This is a genomic window from Pseudoclavibacter sp. VKM Ac-2867, from assembly GCF_015351275.1.
In the GTDB taxonomy this organism is placed as follows: Bacteria; Actinomycetota; Actinomycetes; order Actinomycetales; family Microbacteriaceae; genus Pseudoclavibacter.
Genome location: NZ_JADKSL010000001.1, coordinates 476,547 through 488,888, shown reverse-complemented (window position 1 = coordinate 488,888; position 12,342 = coordinate 476,547). Strand labels below are relative to the sequence as shown.

The following is a 12,342-nucleotide window of genomic DNA, read 5'->3' as shown; positions in this document are numbered from 1 at the left end:
CTTCGTCGTGTCGGGGAGGCTTAGATCTCGTCGACGGACGAGGACTCGAAGCGGCTGGAGATGTTGATGCCGAGTTCTTCGGCGGCCCGGTAGGCCTCGTCGTCGTTGTCGCGGAGGCTCAGCGCTGTTCCGTCGGCCGAGAGGACCTCGACGTTCAGGCACAGCGACTGCATCTCCTTGAGGAGAACCTTGAAGGACTCGGGGATACCCGGCTCCTGGATGTTCTCGCCCTTGACAATGGCCTCGTAGGCCTTGACGCGTCCGACGATGTCGTCGGACTTGATGGTGAGGAGCTCCTGGAGCGTGTAGGCGGCGCCGTATGCGTAGAGCGCCCACACCTCCATCTCACCGAAGCGCTGTCCACCGAACTGCGCCTTACCACCGAGTGGCTGCTGCGTGATCATCGAGTACGGACCCGTCGAACGCGCGTGGATCTTGTCATCCACGAGGTGGTGCAGCTTCAGGATGTACATGTAGCCGACGGAGATCGGGTCTGGGAAGGGCTCTCCGGAGCGGCCGTCGAACAGGACGGTCTTTCCGGTCGAGTTGATGAGGCGGTCGCCGTCGCGCGTCTTGAGCGTCGAGTCGAGGAGGCCCGTGAGCTCTTCCTCGGTCGCGCCGTCGAAGACGGGGGTTGCGAGCTTGACGCCCGGCGTTCCCTCGTAGGCCTCGGGAACGAGGTTCTTCGCCCACTCGGGCTCGCCCTCGATCTTCCAGCCGGTCTTCGCAACCCAGCCGAGGTGCGTCTCGAGCACCTGACCGAAGTTCATGCGCTTCGGGATGCCGAGCGGGTTGAGCACGATGTCGAGCGGAGTTCCATCGGCGAGGAACGGCATGTCCTCTTCCGGCAGGATCTTCGCGATGACGCCCTTGTTGCCGTGGCGGCCAGCGAGCTTGTCACCCTCGGTGATCTTGCGCTCCTGGGCGATGTACACGACAACGCGCTGGTTGACGCCCGAGCCGAGCTCGTCGTCGCCCTCCTCGGAGTCGAAGACCTTCACCTGGATGATCGTGCCGGCTTCACCGTGAGGAACCTTGAGCGAGGTGTCGCGCACTTCGCGGCTCTTCTCGTTGAAGATGGCGCGGAGGAGTCGCTCTTCTGCGCTGAGCTCGGTCTCGCCCTTCGGCGTGACCTTGCCGACGAGGATGTCACCGGGCTGGACCTCTGCACCGATGCGGATGATGCCGCGCTCGTCGAGGTCCTTCAGGAGCTCGGGCGAGACGTTGGGCAGATCGCGCGTGATCTCTTCCTTGCCGAGCTTGGTGTCGCGAGCGTCGACCTCGTACTCCTCGATGTGGATCGAGGAGAGCGTGTCGTTCTTCACCAGGTTCTGGCTGAGGATCATGGCGTCTTCGAAGTTGTGGCCTTCCCACGGCATGAAGCCGACGAGGAGGTTCTTGCCGAGCGCGAGCTCGCCATTCTCCGTCGCGGGTCCATCCGCGATGACCATTCCCTCTTCGACGCGCTCGCCGGCCGAGACGACAACACGGTGGTTGTAGCAGGTGCCGTGGTTCGAGCGGTCGAACTTGCGGAGGAAGTAGGACTCGGTTCCACCCTCGTCGAGCTGCAGGACGACGTGGTCGGCCGAGACCGACTGCACGACACCTGCGCGGTTCGCCGTGATGACGTCACCGGCGTCGATGGCCGCGAAACCCTCCATACCGGTTCCGACGACAGGGCTCTCGCTGCGAACGAGCGGGACGGCCTGACGCTGCATGTTGGCGCCCATGAGCGCGCGGTTCGCATCGTCGTGCTCGAGGAACGGGATGAGGCTCGTCGCGACCGACACCATCTGGCGCGGCGAGACGTCCATGTAGTTGACCTCGCCGGCTGGGACGAGCTCGACCTCTCCGCCCTTGCGTCGGACGAGGACCTCGTCCTCGACGAAGTGGCCGTCTGCCCCGATGGGAGCGTTGGCCTGCGCGACGACGTACTCGTCTTCCTCGGATGCGGTCAGGTAGTCGACCTGCTCCGTGACCTTGGTCTCGACGACACGGCGGTACGGCGTCTCGATGAAGCCGAACGCGTTGATGCGCGCGAACGTCGCGAGCGAGCCGATGAGGCCGATGTTCGGGCCTTCAGGCGTCTCGATGGGGCACATGCGTCCGTAGTGGGACGGGTGGACGTCACGGACCTCGACGCCGGCACGCTCACGCGAGAGACCGCCGGGCCCGAGGGCCGAGAGGCGACGCTTGTGCGTGAGACCCGCGAGCGGGTTGTTCTGGTCCATGAACTGCGAGAGCTGGGACGTTCCGAAGAACTCCTTGATCGCGGCGACGACGGGGCGCACGTTGATCAGGGTCTGCGGCGTGATCGCCTCGATCTCCTGCGTGGTCATGCGCTCGCGGACGACGCGCTCCATGCGGCTGAGGCCCGTGCGGACCTGCGACTGGATGAGCTCGCCGACGGCGCGGATGCGACGGTTGCCGAAGTGGTCGATGTCGTCGACGTCGAGGCGGATGTCAGCGGGCTCGCCGCCGCGCTTGCCATCGAACTTCTCGTCACCAGCGTGCAGCGCGACGAGGTACTTGATCGTCGAGACGATGTCCTCGACGGTCAGGACCGACTCGCTGATCGCGGACTCGATGCCGAGCTTGCGGTTGATCTTGTAGCGACCGACCTTCGCGAGGTCGTAGCGCTTCGAGTTGAAGTAGAAGTTGTCGAGGAGCGCACGCGCGGCTTCCGTCGCGACCTGCTCGCCCGGACGCAGCTTGCGGTAGATGTCCTTGAGGGCATCTTCCTTGGTGCGGATGTCGTCCTTCTCGAGCGTGAGCTCGATGGACTCGTATCCGGCGAACTGCTCGCGGATCTCGTCGGTCGTGAGGCCGAGGGCCTTCATGAAGACGGTGACCGACTGCTTGCGCTTGCGGTCGATGCGAACGGCGACCTGGTCGCGCTTGTCGATCTCGAACTCGAGCCAGGCTCCACGGCTCGGGATGATGCGGGCCGAGAAGACGTCCTTGTCGCTGGTCTTCTCAGGGGTGCGCTCGAAGTAGACACCCGGGCTGCGAACGAGCTGCGAGACGACGACACGCTCGGTGCCGTTGATGATGAACGTTCCCTTGCTCGTCATGAGCGGGAAGTCGCCCATGAAGACCGTCTGGGTCTTGATCTCGAGCGTCTGGTGGTTCATGAACTCGGCCTCGACGTAGAGAGGCGCGGAGTACGTCTTGCCGCGCTCCTTGCACTCCTCGAGGGAGTACTTCTCGGGCTCGAGGTACGGGTTGGTGAAGCTCAGCTGCATCGTCTCGCCGAGGTCCTCGATGGGAGAGATCTCTTCGAAGATCTCGTCGAGGCCTGAGCGGAGAGCGACGTCGGTGCGGCCTTCAGCCTGCGCCTTAGCGAGGCGCTGCTTCCAGGCGTCGTTGCCGACGAGCCAGTCGAAGGATTCGGTTTGCAGGGCGAGAAGATCTGGGACATCGAGTGTGTCGCTGATCTTCGCGAATGAGAGTCGGCGTGCATTCCGACCGGTCGTAGGCGTCGGAGATGCGTTGCGCGCAGCAGCCAAGGAAGTTCCCTCCACGATCCCGCGGATTCCGCGAGATGCCAGTAGTGTCGTCGGTGAGGTTCCGCCACGTTTCACGATGTACAAGGCGTGCCCATCGCCAACGGACGCGGTCGAGGAAGACCCGCGAAGAAGTTGGTGAGAGAAGCACTGCCAGGCCGACCGCAATATGAAGGCATGGTGAGACGAAGCGCAAACATCGAGTGTATGCGCCGTTTGGTGGTATGTCTACCCCGACCTTGCCTCAATCTGAATTCTCAGGTATAACGCGCTGGCCGATGGCGTTCGTGCTCCACCGAGCTCACCCGTCCGAGGCAGGCAAGGCTCTGCTCAGCAAGGGGACCCTGGCCTTATCAGAAAGGTGCCACGGAGTCCAGTGTCGGCTTGAGTACCGGCCTCTCCGGCTCCTACCGTGGGATCAACCCAACATCGGAGGCACACCATGACACTGCTCGATCTTCCCAACGTCAGCACCTGTTCAGTTGCCGGCTGCTCGTTCAACCACGACGGCTGCCACGCGCCCGCGGTGACCATCGACGGCCACGAGGGCTGCGCCACGTTCATTCCACTCGACCGCAAGGGCGGCCTCGACAAGGTCATCGCCGGCGTCGGCGCCTGCCAGTCGACCGACTGCCGCTTCAACAAGGACCTCACGTGCACCGCTCCGGCGATCCGCGTGGGCGCGCAGGGCAGCGATGCCGCTGACTGCCTCACCTACGAAGCCGCCTGACCGCCCCACAGCCCCGTTCCGAAGCGCCGACCTCCGCAAGGAGGCCGGCGCTTCGGCGTTCTCCTGCTGTTCAGGTGCTCGCTACCGCCACGGCACCCGCTCCCGCTTCGATGGGGGAGGCGCATGCGCTCGCCCCGAGCGCACTTCGCTTCATTCCCGAGCGCAGAGGAGCGCGTGCGTGCAAGCACAACGAATCACCCTGGCGGCCTTCGTCGCCGCCATCATCGGCGGAGGTGCGGCCCTGGCAGTTCCCATGTCGGCGAATGCGGCCACCTCCCCCGCGCCCCACCCGACCGGCGTCGTCATCAACGAGGTCGAGTCCGACGGCGACACGACCGACTGGATCGAGCTCAAGAACACGGGCGAGGTCCCCGTCGACATCTCCGGGTGGGCGGTCAAGGACAACGACGACACCCGCGACTTCCGCTTCCCGGCCGGCACGAGCATCCAGCCGGGCGCTCACCTCGTCGTGGACGACCTCCAGTTCGGCTTCGGGCTCGGCAAGGAGGACGAAGCACGGGTCTTCGACGCCTCGTCGACCCTCGTCGACTCCCACTCGTGGGCGCAGCACGCGGATGTCAGCTACGCGCGACTCCCCGACGGCACGGGCGCCTTCGCCCAGACGACAGCGAGCAGCAGGGGCGCGGCGAACCGCGACGCCCCCGCGGTCGGCTCCGTCGTCATCAACGAGATCGAATCCTCGGGCGGGGAGCCGGGCGACTGGGTCGAGCTCTTCAACCCGGGCATCGGCGCGATCGATCTGGGCGGCTACGTCTTCACCGACAACTCCCCGGAGGACACCACCCACCGCTCTGCGCTGGCGGAGGGCACGACCCTGCAGCCCGGGGACTACCTCGTGATCGAGGAGGCCGACTTCGCCTTCGGCCTGGGCGGCGGCGACAGCGCGATGCTCTTCGCGCCGGACGGGACCACGCTCGTGGACGAGTACTCCTGGACGCAGCACGCGGCGACCAGCTACGGCCGCTCCCCGAACGGCACAGGCGCCTTCACGGAGACCTCGGAGCCCACCAAGGGAGCCGAGAACCTCTTCGCCGGCGTCGCCCCCACCTCCCCCGTGGTCATCAACGAGGTCGAGTCGAACGGCGGCACCCCGGGAGACTGGGTCGAGGTCTACAACCGCAGCGCGGAGACGGTGGACATCTCCGGCTGGACGATCGTGGACGACAACGCAGGCCACACGCCCGCGCCCGCCCCCGCATCCACCGTGCTCGCACCCGGCGAGTTCTACGTCTACGAGGAGAGCCGCCTCGGTTTCGGGCTCGGCAGCGGGGACAGCGCCACGCTGGCCGACCCCAGCGGAACGATCGTCGACACGACCACCTGGATCGACCACGCCGAGGTGAGCTGGGCCCGCTGCGCCGACGGCGACGGCGACTTCCGCGCGACGACGGCTTCGACCAAGGGTGCGCTGAACGCGTGCTCCGACGTGCCCGTCGAGACGCCTGGACCCACGGCTCCCGCGCCCGAGCCCTGGACCGGCTCCCCCGAGGTGACTCCCATCGCGAGCGACATCACGCTCGGCGAGGACATGTCCGGCCTCGAGTACCAGTACTCCCCTGAAGGCAGCACGCTCTGGGCTGTCGACAACGGCACGGGCGGTCTGTACCGCTTCGACGTCGCGGTCGACGGCGGCGTCACCCCGGCGGCAGGCTGGGAGCAGCCCAAGCGGGTTCGCTTCCAGGCGGATGCGGAAAACCCGGCTGCTGCGGGCCCTGACGCCGAGGGCGTGACGGTCTCGGCCGAGCAGCCCGAGTCGGTCTACATCGGCTCGGAGCGCGACAACTCGGACAAGTCGACGAACAAGAACACGATCCTCAAGGTCGACCTCGGCGACGCAAGCGGCCCCGACGTCGTCGCGGCAGCCGAGTGGGACCTCACCGCGAGCCTGCCCCAGGTCGGCGCCAATACAGGCATCGAGGCCATCGAGTGGATGGCGGACAGCGAGCTCGAGGGGCGCCTCCTCGATGAGCGCACGGGGGCGCCGTACGACTCCGCGAACTACACGGGCGCCGACGGCCTGTTCTTCGTCGCCGTCGAGGAGACCGCAGGCGTGTACGCCTACGCGCTCTTCGATGACGGCACCGCCGCGCGCATCGCGACGCTGGAGTCGGGCCTCGGCGGCGTCATGGCCCTCGACTACGACGAATCGACGCAGACCCTGTGGGGCATGTGCGACAACGGCTGCGGCGGAACGAGCGCGCTCTTCCAGTTCGGCGCGGCAGACGGCGCCGCCGGCTACTCCGTGACGCACGTGGCACGCCCTGCCGGCCTGCCGGACACCAACAACGAGGGCTTTGCGATCGCGGCGAACGAGACCTGCATCGACGGCACCCGCGCAGCGTACTGGCTCGAGGACGGCGTGAAGTCGGACGCTCTCAAGCAGGGCGCGGTCGCGTGCGCCCCGCTCGCGACGCCCGACCCCACGGAGACTGCCGGACCCACGGAGACGCCCGGACCCACGGAGACGCCCGTCGGCACGGAGGCTCCGAGCGCGACGACGGCGCCGGGCGCGGGCTCCGGTGGCGCTTCGAGCGGTGGAAGCGACGCGGATGGCGAGGCCGTCGGCACGGGCACCACGCTGGCGACGACGGGTGCAGAGCACCTCGCCATCATCACGCTGACCGCCCTCGCAGCACTCGCTCTCGGAGGCGTGGCGCTCGCACGCCGCCGCGACGCGTAGCGGCACCAGCTCGACGAGCACAGCAATCGACGCACTGGGGGCAGGGGCATTCGTGCCGCTGCCCCCAATGCTCTTGCCACGCTTCCCGCCACGCTCATCGCCGGGCACGCGCACGTGCCAGCACCGGCCGTGCATCCGGGCAGTGCTCCCCCGCATGCACGCCGGATGCCCCTGTTCCGTTAGCGTGTCTTCCAGCAGATCGACTCCGTCGGGTCGCGAGGAAGCGCCCCAGCTGAGCTCGGACACGCCAAGCCCCGCATCGAAGGAGACCCCCGTGAAGAAGCTCATGCGCTCGTCGGCGCTCGCGTTCACCGCCCTGTTCCTGCTCTCCGGATGCGCGCTCGTCGACCAGATGTCCGGCAACGAGGCTCCGGAGGTCGAGACGACCTCGAGCGCCACCAGCGGGACCACGACGACAGCGCCGACGGAAACGGAACCCGCGGGAACGGGCGACACCGGCGCCTTCGCCGTCACCTACTCGTGTCGCATGGCCGACACCCGCAACTTCGCGGAGGCCCCCTCCGACCTCACCGAGATCTGGGCGCTCGGAGACGATGTCACGCGCTGCACCGGCAAGTCGAACGGCGGCACCACGTTCTCGGAGACCGAGCAGAAGGCCCTCGATGCCCTCGGCCAGGCGGCCACGGACGACGACAAGGAGGCCGCCCCAGACGACGTGCGCCTCGCCGACGTGTACGCGCTGTGCGCCACCCCTGGCTTCTACTTCGCGATCTCACCGGGCATCTCCACCGACGAGCAGGCCTCGCAGCTCGAATCCGCCCTCATCCTCTGCCCTGAGCACCCCGACGCCGACGCCGCCAGGACGTCGCTCAACACCTACGATGCCAACGTCACCGCAGGCAACGACGGCACTCGTTTCAACGACGGGGTCTGGCAGGTTGGCGAGGAGATCAAGCCGGGCACCTACAAGCCGGAGTCGCCCAGCGACAACTGCCGCTGGTTCCGCTACGACGACAAGGGCGACTGGATCGAGTCCTCCTACGACAAGGTGCAGACCGAGATCGTCGTCACGATCGCCGCGACCGACGGCACCTTCGAGTCCCGCAACTGCGGATACTGGCGAGCATCCTGACCCTCGTCTCCACGACGAAAGGCGTGCCCCCTCGAGAAGCTCTCTCGAGGGGGCACGCCTGTCTGTGCCGGTCAGCGACTAGTGGCCGACGCCGACGGGTGCCGGGTCGGTGTCCACGGCGTTCGCCTCGACGGCGGCGCGGATGCGCGCACCCGTCTCGGCGTCGATGTTCGTCCAGTACTGGAAGGCGTTCGAGCGAACGGGCTCGACAACCGTCTCGAGGGCTCCTGCCACGGTCTCAACGAGGCGGTCACGCTGCTCCGGCGAGTAGACCTCGCGAATGAGCGTGCCGGCCTGCGAGAAGTCGTCGTCGTCCTGGCGGAGCGTGTAGGCGCTGCGCACGAGATCGCCGTCGGTCTCCCAGGAGTTCTCGACCGGGCCCGTCTGGTCCGCGTAGGGGCGACCGAACGAGTTCGGCGCGTAGACGGGAGCCGCACCGGAGTGCGAAACCGTCATGTTGCCGTCGAACGTGTACGAGTTCGTGGAGTTCTTCGGCCGGTTCACGTCGAGCTGCTGGTAGTTGGTGCCGATGCGCGCGCGCTGTGCGTCCGGGTACGCGAAGACGCGACCGAGGAGCATCTTGTCGGGCGAGATGCCGGTTCCCGGCACCTGGTTCGACGGGGAGAACGCGGCCTGCTCGATCTGCGCGAAGAAGTTCTCGGGGTTGCGGTTCAGCTCGAGCGTTCCGACGGGGATGAGCGGGTAGTCGGCGTGCGGCCATACCTTCGTGAGGTCGAAGGGGTTGATGCGGTAGGTCTTCGCCTCCTCGAAGGGCATGACCTGAACGCTCAGCTTCCAGCGTGGGAAGTCCTTGCGGCCGATCGCGTCGAAGAGGTCACGGCGGTGGAACTCGGCGTCCGAGCCAGCGAGCTTCTCAGCTTCATCGTTCGACAGCACCTCGACGCCCTGCTCGGAGATGAAGTGGTACTTCACCCAGAAGCGCTCACCTGCAGCGTTGATCCACGCGTAGGTGTGCGAGCCGTAGCCGTTCATGTGCCGCCACGACTGCGGGAGTCCACGATCGCCCATGAGGTAGGTCACCTGGTGGGCGGTCTCCGGGTTGAGGGTCCAGAAGTCCCACTGCATGCTGTTGTCGCGCAGTCCGGAGTCTGGGAGGCGCTTCTGCGAGCGGATGAAGTGCGGGAACTTCATCGGGTCGCGGAGGAAGAAGACCGGCGTGTTGTTGCCGACGATGTCGAGGTTGCCCTCGCTCGTGTAGAAGCGAAGCGAGAAGCCACGCACGTCTCGCCACGTGTCAGGGGAGCCCTGCTCGCCGGCGACGGTCGAGAAGCGGAGGAGCGTCTCGCTCTCGGCACCCTGCTGGAAGACGGCGGCACGTGTGTACTGCGACACGTCTTCCGTCGCCGTGAACGTGCCGAACGCGCCGGCACCCTTGGCGTGCGGGTTGCGCTCCGGCGTGCGCTCGCGGTTGAAGCTCGCGAGCGTCTCGACGAGGCGCACGTCGTGGAGCATCAGGGGGCCGTCTGCCCCGGCGCTGAGGGAGTTGCGGTCGCTCTCGGTGGGCGAGCCGTTGGTCTCGGTCGATGGGACTGTCGGGTCGATGTACTCAGTCATAAACGCTCCTTGTCGGATTCATCTGGGCTGTGGACTGGGAAGGGGATCTGGGGTCAGGGCGTCGCGCAGTCGGCGCAGACACCCCGATACACGACTTCCGCCGTGTGCACCGCGAAGCCGCTGGGCGAAGCTGGAACGAGGCACGGCGCCTCGCCGACGGCGCAGTCGATGTCCTCGATGCGGCCGCATTCGTCGCAGACGGCGTGATGGTGGTTGTCGCCGATACGGGTCTCGAACCGGGCCGCGGTGCGCGGCGCATCGAACCGGCGCACGAGGCCGGTGCGGCCGAGGTCGTCGAGGATTCCGTAGACGGCCTGCAGGGTCAGCGAGCCGAGCTCGGCGCGCTGAGGGGTCGCCGCGGCGAAGATTCGCTCCGCAGACGAGTGCGGGCTGGCGTCGAGCAGCTCGAGCACCGCGACCCGCTGACGGGTGACGCGAAGACCGGCCCGGCGCAGCGAGGACTGCCAGAACGCGGAGTCTCGTCGCTCTCTGCTCGCGTGCTCGCTGCTGGTGGCCATGGGACCATCGTGGCCGTTCTTTTGAATGATTCCAAACAAGGTCACCCTTGCTCGAAATCCGCGTGTCTCTGCTTGACTTGCCAGGTGTCGCCAGCCAGCAGCAAGACCCCAAGCAGTGCAAGTCCCGCGACGAGCGTGACGCTCGACTCCGGAGCTCAGGCCCGGTTCTCGCGTGACGGAGAAGAGTGGACCCTCATCGTCGACGGCACCCCGCAGTCCGCGGTCAACCCGCTCGACCCCAGAGAGCTCTCCTTCGGCTACATCCGGCACATGGGCTACGTCCTCGACCTCGCGTTCCCCGAGGCGGAGGCGATCACCGCCCTCCACCTCGGCGCTGGAGCACTCACGATCCCGCGCTACGTCGACGCCACGCGGCCGCGCTCGAGGCAGCAGGTCGTCGAGCTCGAGAGATCCCTCGTCGACTTCGTGCGCGAGGTCGTTCCGCTCCCCGCCGGCGCGAGCATCCGCATCCGCTACGGAGATGCCCGAGAACAGCTCGGCAGACTCCCCCGAGGGCTCCTCGGCTCGGTCGACGCGATCGTCGTCGACATCTTCTCCGGCGCCCAGACGCCGGCGCATGTCACAAGCGTCGAGTTCTTCGCCGAGCTCGAGCCGTTCCTGCGCCCGGACGGCATCGTGCTCGTCAACATCGCCGACGGCCACGATCTCGCCTTCGCGCGGGCCGAGGTCGCGACCCTGATCGAGGTGTTCGGCGAGGTCGCGCTCGTCGGCGACCCGGCCATGCTGAAGGGGCGCCGCTTCGGGAACATCGCCGCGGTCGCCTCCCGCTCGCCGGAAGCGCTCTCGCTGCCTGGCCTCGAGAGGCGCGTCGCGTCGGGCTTCCCGCCAGCCGTCGTCGTGCGCGGGAAGGCGGTTCGCGAGTTCGTGCGCGGCACGGAGGCAGCGCGCGACGCCTCCGCGACGGCGTCGCCACTGCCCGGGAAGAGCGTCTTCCGCGAGCGCAGGCAGGGCGGCTGGTAGTCGCGAGCAGAAGGCCGACCGACAGGCTCTCCACAACGCGGCGAGGGATGCGCCCATTCCGTCGCGGCTGCGGCTAACCTGCTGGGGTGTCAGACGCTCCCATCATCCTCGGCTACGACCCGGAGACCCTCCGCGAGCGCATCGACATCGACGCCGCGGAGGCTCGCCTGGCGGAGATCGCCGTGCTTCGATCCCTCTCCGCACTCAACGAGAAGGTCGCGCTGCTGCGCATGCTCGGCCGGCTCGACGAGGCGTTCGACACCGCGCAGACCGCGTACCGCCAGTCGCGGTTCACGGGCGCCCGCGAGGATGCCCTCGCCGCTCGCATCCGCAAGGCGCAGGTCCAGCAGTTCCAGGGCAAGCACGACGTCGCGCTGCAGGACCTGAACAACTGCGTCGACGAGGCACTCACCCACGAGTGGGACGAGCTCGCGGCCTTCGCCCTGCAGCATCGCGGCAAGGTGCGCTTCGAGCAGCGCGAGTACACCGACGCGCTCGTCGACTTCGAGCGCGCGCACGAGCTGCGCCTCGCCAGGGGCGTCGCAGCCGACCAGCTGCAGTCCTCGAAGTTCGCGATCCGCGTCACCCGCGCGATCCTCGAGGGCGACGAGGAGCCCTCCTCGGAGCTGAGCGAGCCGATCACCTCGATCGACTCCTAGGAGGCAGGGTCCGTGGCCGACCTGGCCAAGGTGCGAGTCTGGGCGGAAGCGCTCATCCGCATGCACCTCGACGAGAGCTGGAGCTTCGGCTTCGATCACGCGAAGAAGCGCGCGGGTGCCTGCAACTTCCGAGACAAGCGCATCACCGTCTCGCGCTACCTCTCGGCCCGCTACGACGACGACACCGTGCACCAGACGCTGCTGCACGAGGTGGCTCACGCGGTCGCCGGGCACAAGGCGGGACACGGCCCCGAATGGAAGCGCATCGCCGACGAGCTCGGCTACGTCGGCGGTCGCACGCACGACGGCGAGGTGGCGACCGAGTTCGCGAAGTGGGTCGGCGTCTGCCCGAACGGGCACGAGGTTCTGAGGTTCCGCCGCCCGACGCGCGGCAGGCTCGTCTCCTGCCTCCGGTGCGCACCTTCCTTCGACCGGCGGTACCTCATCCAGTGGCGGGAGCGCTCGGAGGCCGAGCGGCGGGGTTGAACCCCGCTGGCGAGATGCGCGCGCTGGCGGGCAGGCCAGGCAGCACGGAGGCTCGCTCACTAGCGTTGCTTCCCCAGCCCTCCATTCCCGCAC

Annotated in this window: 9 protein-coding genes; 6 read left to right on the top strand and 3 right to left on the bottom strand. The window is 67.5% G+C overall.

What is annotated here, in order from left to right:
- Positions 1–20 precede the first annotated feature (20 nt).
- Positions 21–3,509, bottom strand: a complete 3,489-nt coding sequence (locus ITJ67_RS02135; RefSeq protein WP_160071253.1) for a DNA-directed RNA polymerase subunit beta — start codon at positions 3,507–3,509, stop codon at positions 21–23.
- Positions 3,510–3,948: 439 nt separating this feature from the next.
- On the opposite strand from ITJ67_RS02135, the gene ITJ67_RS02130 reads away from it, so the two are divergent.
- The 3 genes from ITJ67_RS02130 to ITJ67_RS02120 all read left to right on the top strand — a co-directional run bounded on the left by ITJ67_RS02130 (position 3,949) and on the right by ITJ67_RS02120 (position 8,030).
- A complete protein-coding gene (locus tag ITJ67_RS02130) occupies positions 3,949–4,236 on the top strand; it encodes a DUF1540 domain-containing protein (RefSeq protein ID WP_104242700.1) in 288 nt (95 codons plus the stop codon).
- A gap of 178 nt (positions 4,237–4,414) precedes the next feature.
- The gene (locus ITJ67_RS02125; RefSeq protein WP_194676590.1) at positions 4,415–6,937 is read left to right on the top strand and encodes a lamin tail domain-containing protein; all 2,523 of its coding nucleotides are present in this window, start codon (positions 4,415–4,417) and stop codon (positions 6,935–6,937) included.
- Between the two features lie 274 nt (positions 6,938–7,211).
- Complete coding sequence (locus tag ITJ67_RS02120) at positions 7,212–8,030, top strand: hypothetical protein (RefSeq protein ID WP_194676589.1); 819 nt, start codon at positions 7,212–7,214, stop codon at positions 8,028–8,030.
- A gap of 78 nt (positions 8,031–8,108) precedes the next feature.
- On the opposite strand, the gene ITJ67_RS02115 is transcribed toward ITJ67_RS02120, so the two are convergent.
- Together ITJ67_RS02115 and ITJ67_RS02110 are read right to left on the bottom strand one after the other, a co-directional pair.
- A complete protein-coding gene (locus ITJ67_RS02115) occupies positions 8,109–9,605 on the bottom strand; it encodes a catalase (protein WP_160071250.1) in 1,497 nt (498 codons plus the stop codon).
- A 53-nt stretch (positions 9,606–9,658) separates the two neighbouring features.
- Positions 9,659–10,123: a Fur family transcriptional regulator gene (locus ITJ67_RS02110; protein ID WP_194676588.1), complete on the bottom strand. Its 465-nt coding sequence runs from the start codon at positions 10,121–10,123 to the stop codon at positions 9,659–9,661.
- Between the two features lie 84 nt (positions 10,124–10,207).
- Between ITJ67_RS02110 and ITJ67_RS02105 the strand changes: the two genes are divergently transcribed.
- From ITJ67_RS02105 to ITJ67_RS02095, 3 genes are all read left to right on the top strand, one after another.
- Complete coding sequence (locus ITJ67_RS02105; protein ID WP_194676587.1) at positions 10,208–11,104, top strand: spermidine synthase; 897 nt, start codon at positions 10,208–10,210, stop codon at positions 11,102–11,104.
- Positions 11,105–11,190: 86 nt separating this feature from the next.
- Entirely contained in the window at positions 11,191–11,763 is a 573-nt protein-coding gene (locus ITJ67_RS02100; protein WP_104242710.1) for a hypothetical protein, read from the top strand.
- 12 nt (positions 11,764–11,775) lie between these two features.
- Positions 11,776–12,249 carry a SprT-like domain-containing protein gene (locus tag ITJ67_RS02095; RefSeq protein ID WP_160071248.1) on the top strand — a complete coding sequence of 158 codons (474 nt, stop codon included), beginning with the start codon at positions 11,776–11,778 and terminating at the stop codon, positions 12,247–12,249.
- Positions 12,250–12,342 lie beyond the last annotated feature (93 nt).